The sequence below is a fragment of the Pseudomonas sp. NFR16 genome (assembly GCF_900108875.1).
GTDB lineage: Bacteria > Pseudomonadota > Gammaproteobacteria > Pseudomonadales > Pseudomonadaceae > Aquipseudomonas.
In genome coordinates, this window is record NZ_FNYJ01000011.1 from 2,501 (window position 1) to 21,526 (window position 19,026).

15 protein-coding genes and 1 rRNA gene (1 of these 16 running past the window's edge) are annotated in these 19,026 nt (G+C 59.4%); 14 read left to right on the forward strand and 2 right to left on the reverse strand.

The window, feature by feature from the left end; all coding sequences use genetic code 11:
- Positions 1-731 (reverse strand): 16S ribosomal RNA (locus BMZ10_RS27090); it reaches 806 nt to the left of the window's first position.
- Positions 732-1,348: 617 nt separating this feature from the next.
- Between BMZ10_RS27090 and rhtA the strand changes: the two genes are divergently transcribed.
- A complete protein-coding gene (gene rhtA, locus BMZ10_RS27100) occupies positions 1,349-2,233 on the forward strand; it encodes a threonine/homoserine exporter RhtA (protein ID WP_093469839.1) in 885 nt (294 codons plus the stop codon).
- Positions 2,234-2,411: 178 nt separating this feature from the next.
- The gene (locus BMZ10_RS27105) at positions 2,412-2,702 is read left to right on the forward strand and encodes a hypothetical protein (protein WP_093469841.1); all 291 of its coding nucleotides are present in this window, start codon (positions 2,412-2,414) and stop codon (positions 2,700-2,702) included.
- Positions 2,703-2,763: 61 nt separating this feature from the next.
- Here the strand turns inward: BMZ10_RS27105 and BMZ10_RS27110 are convergent, their stop codons facing one another.
- Entirely contained in the window at positions 2,764-4,572 is a 1,809-nt protein-coding gene (locus BMZ10_RS27110; RefSeq protein WP_093469843.1) for an aminopeptidase P family protein, read from the reverse strand.
- An 883-nt stretch (positions 4,573-5,455) separates the two neighbouring features.
- On the opposite strand from BMZ10_RS27110, the gene BMZ10_RS27120 reads away from it, so the two are divergent.
- The 12 genes from BMZ10_RS27120 (at position 5,456) to BMZ10_RS27175 (ending at position 19,018) form a co-directional block, all read left to right on the forward strand.
- Positions 5,456-6,250, forward strand: a complete 795-nt coding sequence (locus BMZ10_RS27120; RefSeq protein ID WP_177182240.1) for a hypothetical protein — start codon at positions 5,456-5,458, stop codon at positions 6,248-6,250.
- An 83-nt stretch (positions 6,251-6,333) separates the two neighbouring features.
- Positions 6,334-7,455: a DegT/DnrJ/EryC1/StrS family aminotransferase gene (locus tag BMZ10_RS27125; RefSeq protein ID WP_093469849.1), complete on the forward strand. Its 1,122-nt coding sequence runs from the start codon at positions 6,334-6,336 to the stop codon at positions 7,453-7,455.
- Positions 7,456-7,500: 45 nt separating this feature from the next.
- Complete coding sequence (locus BMZ10_RS27130) at positions 7,501-9,015, forward strand: lipopolysaccharide biosynthesis protein (RefSeq protein ID WP_093469852.1); 1,515 nt, start codon at positions 7,501-7,503, stop codon at positions 9,013-9,015.
- A gap of 3 nt (positions 9,016-9,018) precedes the next feature.
- Positions 9,019-9,948: a glycosyltransferase family 2 protein gene (locus BMZ10_RS27135; RefSeq protein ID WP_093469855.1), complete on the forward strand. Its 930-nt coding sequence runs from the start codon at positions 9,019-9,021 to the stop codon at positions 9,946-9,948.
- A complete protein-coding gene (locus tag BMZ10_RS27140) occupies positions 9,938-10,390 on the forward strand; it encodes a low molecular weight protein-tyrosine-phosphatase (protein ID WP_093469859.1) in 453 nt (150 codons plus the stop codon). The genes BMZ10_RS27135 and BMZ10_RS27140 overlap by 11 nt, the downstream gene beginning before the upstream one ends.
- Positions 10,391-12,610, forward strand: coding sequence for a polysaccharide biosynthesis tyrosine autokinase (locus tag BMZ10_RS27145; protein WP_093469862.1), 2,220 nt, complete (start codon positions 10,391-10,393; stop codon positions 12,608-12,610).
- A 27-nt stretch (positions 12,611-12,637) separates the two neighbouring features.
- Complete coding sequence (locus BMZ10_RS27150) at positions 12,638-13,438, forward strand: WbqC family protein (protein ID WP_093469870.1); 801 nt, start codon at positions 12,638-12,640, stop codon at positions 13,436-13,438.
- Positions 13,439-13,444: 6 nt separating this feature from the next.
- On the forward strand, positions 13,445-13,969 hold the full coding sequence (rfaH, locus tag BMZ10_RS27155; protein ID WP_093469981.1) for a transcription/translation regulatory transformer protein RfaH: 525 nt from the start codon (positions 13,445-13,447) through the stop codon (positions 13,967-13,969).
- Between the two features lie 147 nt (positions 13,970-14,116).
- Complete coding sequence (locus BMZ10_RS27160) at positions 14,117-15,118, forward strand: glycosyltransferase (RefSeq protein ID WP_093469873.1); 1,002 nt, start codon at positions 14,117-14,119, stop codon at positions 15,116-15,118.
- On the forward strand, positions 15,115-16,368 hold the full coding sequence (locus BMZ10_RS27165) for a glycosyltransferase family 4 protein (RefSeq protein ID WP_093469876.1): 1,254 nt from the start codon (positions 15,115-15,117) through the stop codon (positions 16,366-16,368). Before BMZ10_RS27160 ends, BMZ10_RS27165 begins: the two co-directional genes overlap by 4 nt.
- Before the next feature lie 101 nt (positions 16,369-16,469).
- Positions 16,470-17,792 (forward strand): hypothetical protein, encoded by a 1,323-nt coding sequence (locus BMZ10_RS27170; protein ID WP_093469879.1) that lies wholly within the window; start codon positions 16,470-16,472, stop codon positions 17,790-17,792.
- A gap of 104 nt (positions 17,793-17,896) precedes the next feature.
- On the forward strand, positions 17,897-19,018 hold the full coding sequence (locus BMZ10_RS27175; RefSeq protein ID WP_093469882.1) for a glycosyltransferase family 4 protein: 1,122 nt from the start codon (positions 17,897-17,899) through the stop codon (positions 19,016-19,018).
- The last annotated feature ends 8 nt before the right edge of the window (positions 19,019-19,026 follow it).

Genomic DNA, 19,026 nt, shown 5'->3' on the forward strand with positions numbered 1-19,026 from the left:
TGGTCGCCTTCGCCACTGGTGTTCCTTCCTATATCTACGCATTTCACCGCTACACAGGAAATTCCACCACCCTCTGCCCTACTCTAGCTTGCCAGTTTTGGATGCAGTTCCCAGGTTGAGCCCGGGGATTTCACATTCAACTTAACAAACCACCTACGCGCGCTTTACGCCCAGTAATTCCGATTAACGCTTGCACCCTCTGTATTACCGCGGCTGCTGGCACAGAGTTAGCCGGTGCTTATTCTGTCGGTAACGTCAAAATTGCAGAGTATTAATCAGCAACCCTTCCTCCCAACTTAAAGTGCTTTACAATCCGAAGACCTTCTTCACACACGCGGCATGGCTGGATCAGGCTTTCGCCCATTGTCCAATATTCCCCACTGCTGCCTCCCGTAGGAGTCTGGACCGTGTCTCAGTTCCAGTGTGACTGATCATCCTCTCAGACCAGTTACGGATCGTCGCCTTGGTGAGCCATTACCTCACCAACTAGCTAATCCGACCTAGGCTCATCTGATAGCGTGAGGTCCGAAGATCCCCCACTTTCTCCCGTAGGACGTATGCGGTATTAGCGTCCCTTTCGAGACGTTGTCCCCCACTACCAGGCAGATTCCTAGGCATTACTCACCCGTCCGCCGCTGAATCAGGGAGCAAGCTCCCTTCATCCGCTCGACTTGCATGTGTTAGGCCTGCCGCCAGCGTTCAATCTGAGCCATGATCAAACTCTTCAGTTCAATACTGCAATCGGGTTTTGAGAAAACCCTATAAACTTGGCTCAGCAATCGTTGGTTAAACCATGATTTCTCGTGGAGTAACTTGCGTTGCTGATAATCTTGCGACTTCAGTCTTACGACACAAGCACCCACACGAATTGCTTGATTCAGTTGTTAAAGAGCGGTTGGTCAAGAGCCTTTCGTCTCAACCGAGGCGCGCATTCTACAGCGTCCTCATCATCTGTCAAGCGGTTATTTTCAGAAGTTTTCAAAGTTTCCTTTGCAACTTCAACCACTTGCGCTTCGTTCGACTTGGCGTCTCACGTCAGCGGGAGGCGAATTCTACAGCGTTACAATCTGCTGTCAACCACCTTTTTCACCGCTGCCGATTCAGTGACCTGAATCGAAGCCCCTCCACGCTGCTTACTTCGTCTAACTCGTTGAATCTCAAGGAGTTTTCCGTTTCGTCTGCGCCGGAAGTGGGGCGAATTATAGAGACATTGAGAGGGGCGTCAAGCACTAATTTCAAAATAGACGAGATTAAGATTATTGAGCACTATATTGCTCATCCCTCTATTTTTCAGCATCATGCGCGTCGCTTTCCGAGTTCACCATTCTATACGGATTACAACCAAGCAATGAACGCAAAACAACGCAGCCTGAGTTCGATCGTCTTGCCGGTCGGCATGCTGCTGATCGCCATGGCGTCGGTACAGACCGGCGCATCACTGGCCAAGACGCTGTTTCCAGTAATTGGCGCCCAAGGAACGACAGCACTGCGCCTGACGTTCGCAAGCGTGCTGATGGTCCTGATTCTGCGTCCATGGCGCACCACGTTCACCGCCAGCTCACTGCGCACGGTGCTTATATACGGGATCGCACTCGGCGGCATGAATTTCCTCTTCTATATGGCTATCCGCACGATTCCGCTGGGCATCGGTGTTGCGCTGGAGTTCACCGGCCCTCTGGCGGTCGCGCTGTATCACTCTCGCAAAGCGACTGATTTCATATGGATCGCCCTGGCGGTTACGGGTCTGGCGCTGCTGATCCCGATCGGACAGGCAGGCGGTCTGGACATGACCGGCGCTCTTTATGCACTGGGGGCTGGGGTCTGCTGGGCGGCTTATATTCTGTTCGGACAGAAAGCCGGCGCTGATCATGGCGTGCAAACGGCTGCCCTGGGCGTCGTGATCGCCGCGATCGTGATGGCACCCATTGGTGCGACCTACGCTGGCAGCGCCCTGCTTGATCCTGCGCTGATACCGGTGGCACTCGGCGTTGCCTTACTGTCCACCGCGCTGCCCTACTCGCTCGAGATGATCGCGCTGACACGCATGCCGGTTCGGACATTCGGCACGTTGATGAGCATGGAACCCGCGGTCGGCGCACTTTCCGGGATGATGTTTTTGCATGAGAGCCTGTCGCTGACCCAGTGGCTGGCCATTGGTGCGATCATCGTCGCATCGGTGGGTGCCACCCTGGGGACCCGCGCTGAGCCGGTCACGCTGGTCCCTGCGGATTAGCCTGTTTTTCATTCGTTACACGATGTCACTAGCATTTGTAACGCCATTGCGCCATGTTTATGCCTGTACGCCTCTCCATTGAAGCCTCATAGGAATGGACGCAATTGTCAGGCTTCGGACATGTGAGCGAATTCAGGCTAGAGACTGAACGGAATTCCCCGTTCAGGTAAGGAAGTGAATGAAGTACTTTTTGATCATCTTGGCAGCGCTGGCTGTCGCGGGCTGTGCGGCTACGTCTAAACCGGTCAAGGGCAAGCGAGGCATTCACATCAACTGTTCCGGCCTGTCTTCCTCGTGGAGCCAGTGCTACGACATGGCGACCAATTCCTGCGAATCCAAACAGTATCGCGTGATTGCCAAATCCGGTGACGCAGCCGAAGACCCGGGCGAATACCCGCTGGGACTCAACCCCGCCGGATACACCAGCCGCAGCATGATCATCATCTGCAAGAAACCGGCGAAACCCTAAGCCTCGAGCCACTCACAGGAAGGAAGCACCACCGCCGCAAAGGCGGTGGTGAACGGCCAGATCAGACAGCCTTTGTACGAAGGTTCAGCCAGTCAAGCGCGACACCCTCAAGCAGCGGCGCCAGACGCTTCCTGACTTCTGCGTGGTAGTCATTCAGCCAGTCACGCTCTTCTGCAGTAAGCAGGTGGATTTCCAGGCAACGCGTGTCGATTGGGCAGAGGGTCAGGGTTTCGAATTTGAGGAATTCGCCGAACTCGGTTTTCCCCGCCGGCTGGTTGATTACCAGATTCTCGATGCGCACACCCCACTGTCCCGGACGATAGGTACCCGGCTCGATAGACGTGATCATGCCCGGCAGCATCGCAGTTTGCGGTGTCGCCGGTGCCTGATAGGCGATGACTTGCGGTCCTTCGTGCACGTTCAGGAAATAACCGACGCCATGGCCGGTGCCGTGACCGTAGTTGACGCCCTCGGCCCAGATCGGTGCGCGCGCAATGGCGTCCAGCAGAGGCGACAGAATGCCTCGCGGAAAATGCGCCCGCGACAAGGCGATCACACCCTTGAGCACCCGCGTGCAGTCGCGTTTCTGCTCTGGCGAAGGATTCCCGATCGGGACCATGCGCGTGATGTCAGTGGTGCCGCCCAGGTACTGGCCGCCGGAATCGATGAGCAACAGCCCGTCGCCCTCGATCTGCGCGTGTTCCTGCTCAGTGGCGCGGTAGTGAGGCATCGCACCGTTGCCATTGAAGCCGGCGATGGTGGCGAAGCTCTGGGAAATGTAGTCAGGCCGGCGGGCGCGAGCCGCGCTGAGTTTTTCATCGATGATCAGTTCACTGACCGGCTCGTGGCCCAGCGCGGAGTCCAGCCAGGCGAAGAATTCGCACAACGCTGCACCGTCCTGTTCCATGGCCTTGCGTATGTGCTGCGCATCGGCCTCGCTTTTCTGCGACTTGAACAAGGTGGTCGGGTTAAGGCCCTCGACCAGCGTGACCTCGCTGTCCAGATAGTCGAGCAAACCGCAGGTGACCCGTGCCGGATCCACCAGAAGCCGGGCATCACGAGGGACTTCGCGCAAGGCAGCGCCGATGCGGGTGTATTCATGCAGCGTGATGCCGTCGTCTTCGAGCACCTTGCGCAGCTGCGGGTCGACTTTGTCCGACGCGACGAAAAGGTTGACGCTGTCGGGCCCGATCAGCGCGAAGGCAATGAACACCGGGTTGTAGGGAACGTCTGCGCCGCGCAGGTTAAACAGCCAGGCGATGTCATCCAGGGTTGCGAGAAAATGCCAGTCCGCGCCTTTCTCGCTCAACGCTGCGCGCAGGCGACTCAGTCGCTCACTGCGAAGCTCGGTGGCCTGAGGTGCGACGTGCTCATAAACAGGCTGGTTGGGCAGCTGCGGCCGGTCGTCCCACAACTGAGTCAGCAGATCGAGATCGGTACGCAATCTTGCGCCGCGGGCGTAGAGGTTGCTCGCCAACGTGCGGGACGATGCAACGGCCAGCACGGCACCGTCCACTGCGACCACCGAATCGGTCTTCGCCTGCTCGGCGAGCCATTCCAAAGGACCGCCCTGCCCCGGTTGCAGTTTGACCAGCTCAATGCCGCTGCCGGCAAGTTCTTTGCTGGCCTGCTCCCAATAACGACTGTCGGCCCAGACGCCTGCGAAATCCTGGGTGACGATCAGGGTGCCGACCGAACCCTGGAAGCCCGACATCCACTGCCGGCCTTGCCAGTAACCTGGCAGATATTCTGAGAGGTGAGGGTCGGCCGAGGGCACCAGCCAGGCGTCGATGCCTTCACGACTCATCAGCACACGTGCCTGCGCCAGGCGTTGCGGCACCACTCCAGTGGGTTTGGACTGCGTATTCATTGAATCTCCTGCTGACCCGAAATATTTGCGTCGCACGCCCCCGATAATGGAGCAGGCCCAAAGGCTGAGCAACCGCAACAACGCAACCCGGGACGCCAAGCTCGCGCTTCCGGACCATCGATTCAATGGAAAGTTACGACCTGACCGTAAATATCAAATAAACAAGGACGACTTATATCAATCTGCAACATTCATATGAACCACGATTAAGTTTTCTCTCTCTTGGCTATTACGCTTGCTCGAATTAAGACAACTAATGCCCCCGTCAACCGTTCAATTATTGAACGCCATAATTCTGTTACTCCCCCGTGGCGTCCAACTTCTGGCGTTGGAAAAATGCCTCCCAGGCCCTTTGTCGACGCTGGCGGCGCAGCCAGGCAGACAGCGGAAAAACGTCATTTAGCCGTACGGGTACTTCGCTGGATTTTTGACTGTCTTTAAAATCAATACGTTATGCCCGCATTCGACCCGCTTATCAAAAACTTAACAGAATGTTGGCGAAATAATTTGACAGGAACTGCGCCGCCGTCGATATATATGCGTGTCCAATGTTTTCCCGTTTTACCAGCGCAGCCAAAGAGCCGCGCGCGGAAGGCATTTCGACTTCTTCATGTTGTACCTGCCAAAGAAGTTAATGACCTGAACGGTGTGTTTCCTGCGCCGGTGGGCACTTCTTGGGTTCAAGAAATGTTTTTCGAATTGCTGAAAGTGCTCGGCGGGGCGGTAGCTTTGCCCAACGGTTTCCAACGCTCGGTTTCCAGGCGAATGACCGACGAGCATCACCACTCTGGATACAACGGCAGGATCTGCAGATTCGGGCGGTAGCGTGTCTGGCGCCCGATAACCGGCTGCAACGATCCACTTGATGCGAGGACGCAACGCAATGCCTTTATCTTTCGACATGGATGAGCAGCTGGCCCGACGCCTGGCTGACGAAATCGATACCAACGGCTTTGCGAAGATCATCGGCGCAGTCAGCGAGTCTGACTTGCAGCAGTTACGGCTGTGGACCGATGAGCAGGCACGCAAGCACCACGGCGAGTATTTCGCCTACCACGGCGAGGCCAGTCTGGGCGACAGCTTGCTGGCCAGCTACTGGAGCGACCCCCAGTTCAAGGCGCTGCTCGGCCGCCTTTATAAGCATGCCGCCCGACGCGATGCCGCCAGTGACCGGATCTTCCCGGTGCTGCGTTGCGTACAGGGCAATCAAGGTAAGCGCGAATCCAACAGCTTCCATTACGACGCGAGTCTGGTCACTGCGCTGATTCCTGTGTTCATCCCCAGCGAGGGCCAGGAGCGTGGCGATCTGATGCTCTTCCCCAACATTCGGCGCGTGCGCGCCTGGGTGTTGTTCAACGTGATCGAGAAGGCCTTGCTGCAAAACAAGATCACCCGCAGCTGGATCATCAAAGGCATGCAGCGCAACTGGCTCAAGCCTTACGTGCTGCGTCTGGAGCCCGGCAACGTTTACTTCTTCTGGGGCTATCGCACCCTGCACGCCAACCAGGCATGCAGCCCGGGCCTGAAGCGCGCCACGGCATTGTTCCATTTCGGTGACCCGCACACCGGCAGCCTGGCGACACGCCTGATTCTCAGCATCAACCAGAGCCGGGCGCGCCGAATGAGCAACAAGGCCGGCAACCCGCCGCCCGCTTCGACGCCCACGCACACCGATTGAGCCGCTGCACATTGCCGCACCTCACTGCTTCGCATGCCCCGCCGTGAAAGCTCTCAAGCATTACATCAGAAACGGAGACTTCGATGATCAACGTAACCAAGACTTACCTGGGCGATATCGACAAGTTCAAGACGTACGTCGAAGGCATCTATGCGCGTGGCTGGCTGACCAACCACGGGCCGCTGGTGTGTGAACTGGAGCAGCGGCTCAAGGATTATCTGGGGGTCAGGCATGTGATCCTCACCAACAACGGCACGCTGGCGCTTCAAGTCGCATATCGCGCACTGGGCCTGAGCGGCAGCGCGGTCACCACGCCATTCAGCTTCGTGGCCACCAGCAGCTCGTTGCAATGGGAAGGCATCCGCCCGATCTTCGCCGACATCGACGCGCAGACCTGGAACATTTCGCCGGAGCACATTGAGAGTCGCATCGTTTCCGACACCACGGCCATCGTCGGCACCCACGTGTTCGGCAATCCCTGTGCGGTCGAGCGCATCGAAGAGATCGCGCGTCGGCGCAATCTGAAAGTCGTGTACGACGGCGCCCATGCCTTCGCCGTGCGCCATGCCGGACAGTCAGTGCTGAACTGGGGCGACATCAGCACATTGAGCTTCCACGCGACCAAGTTGTTTCACACCATCGAAGGTGGCGCGATCATCACCAACGATGACGAACTGGCGCGCCGTGTTCACCTGCTGTGCAACTTCGGCATCGTCGACGTCGACAAGATCGACGGCATCGGCATCAATGCCAAGCTCAACGAATTCTCCGCTGCAATGGGTCTGTGCATCCTCGACGATATCGAGAACATCCTTCAGCAGCGCGCGGAAATCGCCCACCGCTACACCACTCGCCTGAACGACTACGTCGACCTGCAGAAAGCGGAAAACGACAGTCAGCTCAACAACAGTTATTACCCGATCGCGCTGAGCGACGAACAACAGCTGCTGCGTCTGCGTTCGGCGCTGAACACCAACGGGATCAATCCTCGGCGTTATTTTTACCCGTCGCTGGACACCCTCGAATACCTGCAACCGCAGGCGGCGCAAACTGCTTCGCGCTCATTGAGCGAACGCGTGCTGTGCCTGCCGATTTATCCAGGCCTGCTGCCGGAAGATCAGGAACGCGTGATCAACACGGTGATCGCCGAATGCGCCACAACCCGCATGCCCTACCGCGTACCGTCGCTGGCCCAGGTCATCTGACGGCCGACTGCACTTACGCTGACGTTCTGGCGAAAAGGACATCCCATGCAGACCAAGCGCTCAGTCATACGCAACACTGCGTTGAGCTATGCCGGCCAGGCCTACACGCTGCTGATCGGGATTCTGATCATGCCGTTTTACCTTGGCCACATGGGCGCCGAGGCATATGGCCTGATCGGGTTCTTCTCGGTAGTCCAGGCCTGGCTGCAACTGCTGGACGCAGGACTGTCGCCAAGCCTGGTGCGGGCCGTCGCGCACCAGCAGGGCAGCGACCGGCTGGACCGTTATTCGGGCCGGTTGCTGCGTTCGTTCGAGATCATTTTTCTGCCGTTGGCCGCGCTGTGCTGCATCGCGATGTACGTGGGCAGCCAATGGATCGCCGTGCACTGGCTCAACGCCAAAGAGCTGTCGACCCAGACGCTGGTCGAGTGCATCGGCCTGATGGGCATCGTGATCGCGTTGCGGCTGTACTCGACGCTGTATAAAAGCGGCATTCAGGGGCTGGAACAGCATGCCTGGCTGAACATCGCCAATGTGCTCATCGCCACGCTGCGCTACTTCGGTGGATTGGTGCTGGTCAGCTCGATCTCCAACGATCCGGAGACGTTCTTCCAGTTTCAGGTATTGGTCGGCGTGGTCGAAACAGGGCTGTTCGCGGCCCGCGCCTATCAGCAGATGCCAACGCCGTCCTGGCTGACAGGCTTCGACTGGCATCTGGTCAAGCCGATCATCCCGTTCGCGGTGAGCATGTCCGGCACCGCGGTGCTGTGGATCGTGCTGACACAGATCGACAAAGTCCTGCTCTCCGAGCTGCTGCCGCTCAATGAATACGGCTACTTCTCGCTGGTGGCCCTGATCACCACCGGGATCATGATGTTGAGCAACCCGCTGGCGCAGACGTTGCTGCCGCGCCTGACGGTGTTGATGGCCGAAGGTCGTCGCGACGAGATGCACACGCTGTTTCTGGCGGCCAACCGGTTCGTCTGCACGTTCATGTTTCCGCTGGCCGCGCTGATTGCCCTGCACCCGCACGACATGGTGTTCGCCTGGTCGGGGGATGAGTCAGCCGCCGCCTGGAGCCGTTCGATTCTGCCCTGGTATTCGCTGGGCAGCGCAATCATGGCCGTCAGTGCGTTTCAGTTTTATCTGCAGTACGCCTACGGGCAGATGCGCCTGCATGTCTGGTACAGCGTCGTGTCGGCGCTGATCACGGTGCCGGTGATGTTCCTGGCGATTCGCGAGTCCGGTGCATTGGGCGCGGCACTTGCCTGGTTCGTGCTGCGGGCCGTGTCCTTCGCCATCTGGCCGATGATCGTGCATCAACGACTGGCGCCGGGCATTCACGGGCAATGGCTGCGCGACATCCTGCGCATCTGCGTGATGACCGCCGTGGGGCTGGCGATCAGCGAACCGGTCATGCGCCTGATCGCCAACGAAAACCGCTTCAACCTGTTTATGGGTCTGGCCGTCAGCGGCCTGATCACGCTGATGGTGGTAGCAGCAAGCTACAAGCCACTGGTGACGAAAATTTCCGTCTTGTTCAGCAAAGCGAGTACTTGAGCCATGGATGCCAACAGCAAAAACACGAGCGACGCGCCGGCTGCCGCGCCCCTGGTCAGCATCGTCTGCCCGGCCTACAACCAGGAAGCCTACGTCACCCAGACGCTGGAAGGTTTCCTGATGCAGCAAACGACCTTCGACTTCGAAATCCTGGTCAACGACGACGCCTCGACCGATGGCACCGCCCGCATCATTGCCGACTACGTCAAACGCTACCCGACGCTGATCCGCCCCTTCTATCACGAGACGAACCAGTACTCGCAAGGCAATCCGTCGGTGCCGCGTCTGTTCGGCGAAGCCCGCGGCCGCTACATCGCTTACTGCGAAGCCGACGATTACTGGACCGATCCGCGCAAACTGCAGATCCAGGTGGACTTCCTCGAAAGCCACCCCGATTACGTGCTGACTTATCACGACGCCATCCCGTTCGACACCAATGGCCAGTATCCGATTCAGCTGCAAGGCAAGCTGCGGGGCGATGCCACCGCCCTCGAGCTGCAGAAAGCGCGGCCGATCTCGACCCTGACGACGGTGTTCCGCAATGTCTTCGATTCCTTGCCCAAGGAGTTGCAGGCGGCGCCGCTCAATGACCTGGTCTGGTGGTCGCTGCTGGGCGCCTACGGCAAAGGCAAGTTCATGGGTGAGATCAAGCCTGCGGCCTACCGACTGCACCCCGGCGGCGTGTTTTCGATGCGCTCGAACAAACGCAAATTACACATGGCGCTGCAGACCTCGGGCGCCCTGGCCAACTACTACAACCGGCTGGGCAATCAGGAGCTGTACGAACACTTCCTGATGGAGCTGGTGGAGTATTCGCTGTCCGCCATCACGCCCAAACGCAAGATGCAGACGCTGCTGGCGGTCGGGCAGAACTTCAGCGCCAACATCAGCAAAAGACTGATGACTCCCTTGCGTAAAGGTCATGTTCAGTAACGTGCTGGTGGTCTGCGTCGGCAACATCTGTCGCAGCCCCATGGCCGAAGCCATGTTCCGCCAACGCGCGATCGACACAGGCGTGACGTTCTCCTCAGCCGGGACCCACGCCATGCTCAGTTCGACCATGGACCCACTGGCGCAGGCCGTGCTGCAAGTCAACGGCGTGCCCGCCCACAAGCATCGAAGCCGACAGATCGACCGGCAGATGCTCCACGACGCAGATCTGATTCTGCTCATGGAGCATCGCCAGGCCCAAAGCGTGCTCAAGCTGGCGCCCGAAGTGCGCGGCAAGACGTTTCTGATCGGCAAATGGCAACAAGAGCTGGAAATCGCCGATCCCTACCGGCGCCCGAAACTAGCCTTTGAACAGACCTACGAGCAGCTCTCGCGTTGCGTCGACGACTGGCTTCCTTATCTTCAGTCAGGAGATCCAAGATAAATGACCGCTATGAACCGTACTTCCCTGGACGAGGTCCAGGACTCCCGGATCGATTTGGCAACTATCTTGCGCACACTTTTCGATCACAAAGGATTGATTGCATCGATCGTTGGCCTCTGCGTCCTGCTCGGACTGACCTACGCGATCCTCGCCACGCCGATCTATCAGGCCAACGCGATGATCCAGATCGAACCCAAGAAAATCGGCATTGAGGGCCGCACCGAAATCAGCACCAAACCGCTGTCGGTGTCTCAGGCCACCACTGAAATCGAGCTGATCAAATCCCGCGCCGTGCTGGGCAAGGTCGTCGATGACCTCAAGCTCTATATCGTGCAGAAGCCCAAGTACATTCCGGGCATCGGGCCTTTCATGGCACGCCGCTTCAAGCCCGAACGCGAGGGCGCTCAGGCCGAGCCGCTGTTCGGTCTGAACAGCTTCGCGTGGGGTGGAGAGAAGATCGACATCTTCCAGCTGGAAGTGCCCGACGCACTGCTCGGCGAGAAGCTGACGATGGTCGTCGACAAGCCTGGCAGCTTCAGCCTGTACGACGAAGATCACAACAAACTGCTCAGCGGCCCGGTCGGTGAAACCGTCGAAGGCAGTGGCGTGAAGATTCAGGTCGCCGCCCTCAACGGTCGCCCGGGCACCGAGTTCATCGTGACCCGTCAACGCACGTTGACCGCCGCGCTGGAATATCAGGACCGCCTGAAAATCATGGAAGCCGGCAAGGACTCGGGGATCGTCTACCTGTCGATTCAGGACGCGGACCCGATCCTCGCCAAACGCATCCTCAACGAAGTCAGCCGCCTGTACGTGCGTCAGAACGTTGAGCGCAGCTCGGCCGAAGCCGCGCAGCGCCTTGAGTTCCTGCGCTCACAATTGCCCGCCGTGCGCAAGCAGCTGGAACAGTCGGAAATCGCGCTGAACAACTTCCAGATGGGCGCCAAATCGGTCGACCTGAGCGTGGAGACCAAATCGGTGCTCGACCAGGTGGTCAAGCTGGAAGGCACGCTGTCGGACCTGAAGATGAAGCGTGTCGACGTCGAGCGCCTGTATACGCCGGAACACCCGACCTACCGCGGCCTGATGGCGCAGATCGGTCAGGTCGAAGCGCAGAAGGCGGCGTTGCTGAAGAAAATCGAAGCCTTGCCCGCCACGCAACAAGAGTTGCTGCGTTTGAACCGTGACATGCAGGTGACCTCGCAGACTTACACCCTGTTGCTGGACAAGAGTCAGGAGCAGGACATTCTTCGCGCCGGCAGCATCGGCAACGTGCGCATCATCGACAACGCGGACGCCAACGTCGAAGAGCCGGTCAAGCCGATGAAGAAAATCATCGTGCTGGTGGCGGCGCTGGTGGGTCTGCTGTTGGCGGTTGCCACGGTGTTCGTGCGCCAGGCGTTCTATCGCGGCGTCGACAACCCTGAAGTCATCGAAAACCTCGGCATGCCGGTCTATGCCTCGCTGCCGTATTCGCGCCATCAGGAACGCATGGACAAAGCGGTCGCGCAGAACCGCTCGGCGAATAAGGAACCTCGCCTGCTGAGTGTCAGCGCGCCGACGGAACTGGCCATCGAGTCGTTGCGCAGCCTGCGCACCAGCCTGCATTTCGCCATGCTCGAAGCGCGCAACAACGTGCTGATGATCTCAAGCCCGACGCCGGGCGTGGGCAAGTCGTTCGTCTCCAGCAATCTGGCGGTGATCATTGCCCAGACCGGCAAGCGCGTGCTGTTGATCGACGCCGACATGCGTAAGGGTTATCTGCACAAGATGTTCAACCTGACGCCCAAGCACGGCCTGTCCGACACGCTGGCGGCGCGCCTGACCAGCAAGGAAGTGATCAACCACACCGAAGTGCGCAACCTGGATTTCATTTCCTGCGGTTTCGCCGCGCCGAACCCGTCGGAGCTGTTGATGCACGACAACTTCAACAAGCTGATCTCCGATCTTTCGCCGCTGTACGACCTGGTGATCGTCGACACTCCACCGATCCTGGCGGTGACCGACGCGACGCTGGTGGGCCGCCAGTCCGGCACCTGCTTGCTGGTGACCCGCTTCGGCCTGAGCACGGCCAAGGAAATCGAAGCCTGCAAACGCCGCCTGATGCACAACGGCATCGTGATCAAAGGGGCGATTTTCAACGGCGTACTGCGCAAGGCTTCGACCGCCGACTACGACTGCGCAGCGTATGGATACGACTACACCACGGTTCGCAAGTAAACCTGTTCAGAAGTAAAGGAGACTTAAATGGCCAGGACCATCGCAGTGATGCAACCTTATTTATTTCCGTACCTGGGCTACTTCCAGCTCATCGCGGCCGCAGACGTCTTCGTCCTGGGAGACGATCTGCAATATGTGCGGTCGGGCTGGGTCAACCGCAACCGCATTCTGCAGAACCACGAAGCTCGGCTGATCACCTTTCCCCTGAAGAAAGACCGCTTCCAGCTGCAAATCAATCAGCGGCAATTGTGCGATCACTTCAGTGACGAGGCCGAAAAACTGATCCGGCTGATCGCCGAGTGTTATGAGCAAGCGCCCTACTTCGCTCAGGTCATGCCTCTGATCGAGCGGCTGATTCGTTTTCCGCAACAGAACATCGCGCTGTACGCCGAGCATGCGATTCGCGAATTGTGTGCTTATCTACACATCGTCACACCGATCATGCGCAGTTCGGACCTGATTCTCGGCAACCCCGTCGACAAGCAGGAGCGCATCATCCGCATCGCGAACACCTTCGAGGCGACGACGTTCATCACGCCAGAAGGCGGTTCGGTGGTCTACGACCGCGATCACTTTGCGCGCAATCGGCTGCTGATCAGGTTTTTCCGGATGGATCCGGTGGAGTATCGGCAGTTCAGGCAACCTTTCGTCGCGAACTTATCGATTATCGACGTACTGATGTTCAACTGCGTCGAGCAGGTGCAGCAGATGCTGACCGAGTATCAGCTGGACAAGCATCCGCCGCAGACCGAACCCGGCGCGATGTGCAGGATGGCGCAATACCCTGACGTTGTTTCAACTCTGTCAAACCGGATTGCAGTGGAGTAAATGGACATGCCTCAAGCCGCCAGCCTTTCAACCAACCCAGCGCGTTGGTACCTGATCCAGACCAAACCCCGTCAGGAAGCCCGCGCCCAAGAGCATCTGCAACGTCAGTTCTTCGAGTGCTACCGCCCGGTCAAGCACGGCGAGAAGAAACGCGGTTCGCGCGCCCCCGCCGAAGAGGAGCTGTTCCCTGGCTACCTGTTCATTCGCATGGACCAGACCAGCGACAACTGGTATCCGATCCGTTCAACCCGTGGCGTTGCCCGCATCGTGACATTTGGCGGGCTGCCGATTCCGGTCAAGGACGAGTTGATCGAGCAGATTCGCGAACGCTTGCTCGCGCCACCCGCGAAAGTCGAGTTCCAGCAAGGGGAAGCGGTGCGCATCACCGCAGACGGGTTCAACGAAGTCGAGGCGATCTTCCTGGCGTGCGACGGTGATGAACGCGCCGTGATCCTCCTCAACCTGCTGCACCGCGAACAGAAAGTGACTTTGCCGGTCAGCAGCCTGACGCGGATGGAAGCGCGGGTCTGATCCGAGATTAACCGCGCATCAACGGTAGGCGCCGCCGGGTTGGCGCTCCTGCAAGGTCCTGCCGTTACGCTCCCCTGATCCACTAAACCTGACTTCCCCGGGGCTGACGCTTTCAGCCTCTTGAACCCTCTTTGCCCGGAACTCACCATGACCCCTAAAACAACTCTGGTGACGCTCACCTATGGTGACCGTTTCAACTACCTGCACACGCTGGTCAGCCGTTCGCTGGAAAGTCCGCTGATCGATCGCGTGATCATTGTCAGCAACGCGTCCACGTCGCCGCTGGACACCCTGCGCCGCACCTGGCCGGACCAGGTCAGTGTCATCTACATGCACGAGAACACCGGGTCGGCACGCGGTTATTCGGTGGGTATCCAGGCGGCGCTGGATGCCGGCGCCGAGCACATCTGGCTGATGGACGACGACAATGCGCCGACCATCAATGCCATCGCCACGCTGCATCAGGTGCTCGATGAGCGCAAACGCCTGGACGGCGAAGACAAGGCCGCGGTACTGGGCTTTCGTCCGACCCATCAGGCCGACATCGCAGCCGGTGTGCCCGAGCGTTTCGCCATTCAGCGGCGCTCGAGCTTCTTCGGTTTCCACATCGCGCAGCTGCCTTACAAGATCTGGCGTCGCCTGCCGTGGGGCGCGCCGCAGAGCCCGCACAGCAAACTGCCGATGGTGCAATTGCCGTTCGCGACATACGGCGGCTTGCTGGCCCATCGCAACCTGTACCGGCGCATCGGCCTGCCGCTGGACGCACTGATGCTCTACGCCGACGACAGCGAGTACACCTGGCGCATCACGGCCGGTGGCGGACGGATTTTCCTGGTCCCCGACGCGCTGCTCGACGATCTGGAAAACTCGTGGAACATCAAGGCGCGCACCAACAACATCTACGAAAGCTTCCTGCTGGGCGGTTCTGATCTACGTGCGTATTACGGCGCGCGCAATCAGGCCTGGTTCGACAAGAACATCTGGGCCAACTCCTCGTTGCTGTACAGCCTCAACCGCTGGGTGTTCTTCCGCCTGCTCAGGCTCATCGCCAAGCGGCGCGGCGCCGAAGAGCGTCTGGGTCTGATCGAAAAAGCCATCCGTGACGGTGAGTCCGGCGTACTGGGTCTGAATCAGTCGTATCCATTATGAAAATACTGTTCATCAGCAGCCTGTACTCACCCCACGTCGGCGGCGGCGCGGAAATCATCCTTCAGCGCACGGTCGAAGGGCTGCAGCAACGCGGCTGTCAGGTCAGCGTGCTGGTGACCGGTCCCGACGCGGGCCTGGCCGTCGACACCGTCAATGGCGTCAAGGTCTACCGCGCCGGTCTGCATAACTTCTACTGGCAGTTCAGCGCCCAGCGCCCCGGCCGTCTGGCGCGCCTGGGCTGGCACCTGCGTGACCGCTACAACGGCGCGATGCGCAGCTACGTCAAGGAGGTCATCAACGACGAACAACCGCAACTGGTCGTCTGCCACAACCTGGCAGGCTGGTCGGTGTCGGTGTGGGATGAAATCACCGCCGCAGGCTTGCCGATCGTTCAGGTGCTGCACGACATGTACCTGATGTGCCCCAGCAGCAACATGTTCAAGCGCGGCCAGTGCTGCCAGCAGCCATGCGGCACCTGCCAGTCCTTTCGCAAGAACCACGACGCCCGCTCGGCTCAGGTATCGGCCGTGGTCGGGGTCAGCCAGTTCATCCTCGACAAGCTGCAAAAGCGTGGCTATTTCAGCGCCGCGAAAAATTACGTGGTGCACAACGCCAGCCCCTACACGCCGGTTCACAACGCGCCGTACCAACAGCGCCAGCGCGATCCTGCGCTGAAAAAGGCGCCGTTGCGCTTCGGCTACATGGGCACGTTGTCCCAGCAGAAAGGCGTGCGCTGGCTGATCGAGCAGTTCCAGCGTCTGCCGTTCGACGCCACGCTGCAGATCGCAGGACGCGGACAGGCTGAAGACGAGGCCGCATTCAAGGCACTGGCCACCTCACCGAACATCCGTTTCGTCGGTTACCAGAAGCCCGAAGCGTTCTACAGCCAGATCGACGTGGCCGTCGTGCCGTCGGTGTGGAACGAGCCGTTCGGCATGGTCGCGGTCGAGGCCTGCGCCCATTCGGTCCCGGTGATCGCCAGCCGCATGGGTGGCCTGCCGGAAATCATTCAGGACCCGCTCAATGGTCTGCTGTGCAGCCCCGATGACCCGGATTCACTGGGCCACGCCATGCTCAGGTTGCATCAGCAGCCCGAGTTGCTGGCCCGCCTGAGCGGTCAGGCGCGGGTGAGCGTCGCGGCGCTGCTGGACCTGGAGCTGATGCTCGACAGTTACGAAAGCATCTTCGCCCAGACCGTGCTGGACAACTTTGCCCAGCGCGACCAGAACGTCATGCCGCATCCCGTCTGAAGATGGCCGGCATGCCTGGACGCGATGCCACACCGATACCCGACGGCCCGAGACCTACCTGAGCAAGCGCTCCGGACCGTGCCTCTTCATTGAGACAAACCATGCCCATCAAACACCTGACAAGGTTACGACGACCATTGACGGTCCTGTTGCTGGGCTCATTCATCAGTTGCTCCGCCATTGCCGACGAAACATTCATCATCGGGGTCGACACGCACCTGATGAACAAAAACACCACCTCGGCAAAAGCCCTGCAATTGCTCGAAGCGGCGGGCGTGGATTCGGTTCGCGATGACGCCTACTGGTCCAGTGCCGAGCCCCGACGAGGGGTCATGAGGATTGAACCATCCTGGCAGGCCTATTTGAGCAAGGCGCAAGAGCACCATTTGCGGCCCTTGCTGGTGCTCGGCTACGGCAACCCGTTTTATGACAACTACGCCAAGCCACGAAAACCCTCGGTGCGCGATGCTTACGGCAACTATGCAAGCTTCGTCACCCGGCAACTCACCGACAGCGTGGATTTCTACGAAATATGGAACGAGTGGGACAAGGAAAACCCTGTCGATCCGGCCTTCGCCAAGGACTACAGCGTATTGATCGAAGAGACGTCGCGGCGCATTCGCACCAATCAGCGGCCGATGGTGATCCTTGCCGGTGCCGTCACCAGCCAGGGGATGGACCTGGGGTTTGCCGACCGGCTGGTGGAGTCAGGGATTCTCAATCATGTCGACGGCCTGTCGCTGCACCCGTATGTGCATTGTCGCTCCGACGAGCGCAACACGCCGGAAAACTGGATCGCCTGGCTGCGACGGATCAGCGAAGACCTCAAGGACAAGAGCAGAAACAAAAGCCCGGTGCCGTTGTATCTGACGGAAATGGGCTGGCCGAGCAACGACGGACGTTGCGGCGGCGATGAAAAAACCCAGGCGGCGTTTTTGGCACGAAGCTTCTTTCTGGTCCAGACGATGCCCAATATCAAGGGCATGTGGTGGAACGGCCTGCTCAATGACGGCCCCGACGACAGCGACCCGGAGCAGAATTTCGGTCTGCTCAATCAGGACCTGAGCATCAAACAGGCGTATCTGACCCTCAAGGCCATCAGCCCTACCTTGCATCAATACCGTTACGACGCCGAAAAGAGTCGGGAAATCGATTCGCAATACCTGCTGCGTTTCGCCAAGGGTTCAGAGCAGATCATCGTGGCCTGGACCGCCGGCCTGCCCCGATCGATCAAGGTCGAAGCCAGCAGCGTGCTGCACGGCAACGTGCAATACCTGGACACCCGCCAGCCGCAAAGCGGCGTGGTGGACAGCGGCATCCCGTGGAACTGCAACGAGGGGCGTTGCTCGGCACAAGTGCCGATCGACGACTTCCCGAAAATAATCAGCCTGGGCACCCGCCCGGCACTGTTCGCCTTGCCCTGATCTCGCTTCACCGATTTGCGGTCCGCAGCAGAGAGCACCGGTTCATTCGCCGTGCTCCCGGACCTTGTGCACGAGCCCTTCACCTCTTCAACAGGTCGACCACAATGATTGTGATCAATGCACGCTTTCTTACACAGGAACTGCGCGGCGTCCAGCGCTTCGCGGAACAGACCTGTCTGGCGCTCAGGCAACTGCGGGACGACGTGGTATTCGTCGCGCCGCATGGCATCAAAATGCACGACACGGCGCGCGTCCTGGACGTGCAATGCATCGGTCGGAACAGCGGCCATCTGTGGGAACAGGTGGACCTGCCGCTGTACCTGCGTCGCCACGGCAACCCGCTGCTGGTGTCACTGTGCAGCACAGCGCCGTTGTTCTACGGCAACCAGATTGCGACCCACCATGACGTCACGTACGTCCGTCACCCGGAAAGCTACACCCGCACGTTTCGCCTGCTGTACCGGACCATGACGCCGATCATGTTGTCGCGGATCAAGGCGCTGATCACGGTCAGCAACTTCTCCAGAGGCGAGATCGCGCAGTTCTACAACTACCCGGAAAAGAAAATCTTCGTGGTGCCGAACGCCGTGAGCGAGGCGTTCCAGCCCGGGCCGCCGCTCAAGGATAAACAGGAGTATCTGCTGGCGGTGTCCTCGCCCAGCGCGCACAAGAACTTCAGCCGCATGATCCAGGCGTTCCTGATGCTGCGCAATCACGACGATCTGCAGCTACACATCGTCGGCGGCGCCAGCGACATCTTCTCCGATGACAACCTGCAACGCCTGGCCAGTCGCGATCCGCGTATCCGCTTCCTCGGACGTCTGAGCGATGACCAGTTGATCAGCGAATACCAGGGCGCCACCGCGTTCGTGTTCCCGTCGCTTTACGAAGGATTCGGCATACCGCCCCTTGAAGCGCAAGCCTGTGGTTGCCCGGTCCTGGCGGCCAATGCGGCCTCGATTCCCGAAGTGCTGCAAGCCAGCGCCCTGTATTTCGATCCGCTGGACGTCAGCCACATGGCCGCCGCCATGGAACGCATTCTCACGGATCTGCCGCTGCGCCAGTCACTGCGTCGCCGAGGCCTGAACAACGTGACGCGGTTTTCCTGGGATGAATCGGCACGTCGTGTTTCCCAGCGCATCGATGCCTTGCTGAGCCAGTCTCGCGACCGCCGCAGCAGTACGAGCAGTGACGCTCTGCGTCGTGAATCTTCCAGCAAGCTTTGAGGCACGCC

Excerpts from the sequence above, each read along its gene's own strand:
- rhtA (WP_093469839.1), top strand. The coding sequence starts at position 1,349 with ATGAACGCAAAACAACGCAGCCTGAGTTCGATCGTCTTGCCGGTCGGC.
- BMZ10_RS27105 (WP_093469841.1), top strand. The coding sequence starts at position 2,412 with ATGAAGTACTTTTTGATCATCTTGGCAGCGCTGGCTGTCGCGGGCTGT.
- BMZ10_RS27110 (WP_093469843.1), bottom strand. The coding sequence starts at position 4,572 with ATGAATACGCAGTCCAAACCCACTGGAGTGGTGCCGCAACGCCTGGCG.
- BMZ10_RS27120 (WP_177182240.1), top strand. The coding sequence starts at position 5,456 with ATGCCTTTATCTTTCGACATGGATGAGCAGCTGGCCCGACGCCTGGCT.
- BMZ10_RS27125 (WP_093469849.1), top strand. The coding sequence starts at position 6,334 with ATGATCAACGTAACCAAGACTTACCTGGGCGATATCGACAAGTTCAAG.
- BMZ10_RS27130 (WP_093469852.1), top strand. The coding sequence starts at position 7,501 with ATGCAGACCAAGCGCTCAGTCATACGCAACACTGCGTTGAGCTATGCC.
- BMZ10_RS27135 (WP_093469855.1), top strand. The coding sequence starts at position 9,019 with ATGGATGCCAACAGCAAAAACACGAGCGACGCGCCGGCTGCCGCGCCC.
- BMZ10_RS27140 (WP_093469859.1), top strand. The coding sequence starts at position 9,938 with ATGTTCAGTAACGTGCTGGTGGTCTGCGTCGGCAACATCTGTCGCAGC.
- BMZ10_RS27145 (WP_093469862.1), top strand. The coding sequence starts at position 10,391 with ATGACCGCTATGAACCGTACTTCCCTGGACGAGGTCCAGGACTCCCGG.
- BMZ10_RS27150 (WP_093469870.1), top strand. The coding sequence starts at position 12,638 with ATGGCCAGGACCATCGCAGTGATGCAACCTTATTTATTTCCGTACCTG.
- rfaH (WP_093469981.1), top strand. The coding sequence starts at position 13,445 with ATGCCTCAAGCCGCCAGCCTTTCAACCAACCCAGCGCGTTGGTACCTG.
- BMZ10_RS27160 (WP_093469873.1), top strand. The coding sequence starts at position 14,117 with ATGACCCCTAAAACAACTCTGGTGACGCTCACCTATGGTGACCGTTTC.
- BMZ10_RS27165 (WP_093469876.1), top strand. The coding sequence starts at position 15,115 with ATGAAAATACTGTTCATCAGCAGCCTGTACTCACCCCACGTCGGCGGC.
- BMZ10_RS27170 (WP_093469879.1), top strand. The coding sequence starts at position 16,470 with ATGCCCATCAAACACCTGACAAGGTTACGACGACCATTGACGGTCCTG.
- BMZ10_RS27175 (WP_093469882.1), top strand. The coding sequence starts at position 17,897 with ATGATTGTGATCAATGCACGCTTTCTTACACAGGAACTGCGCGGCGTC.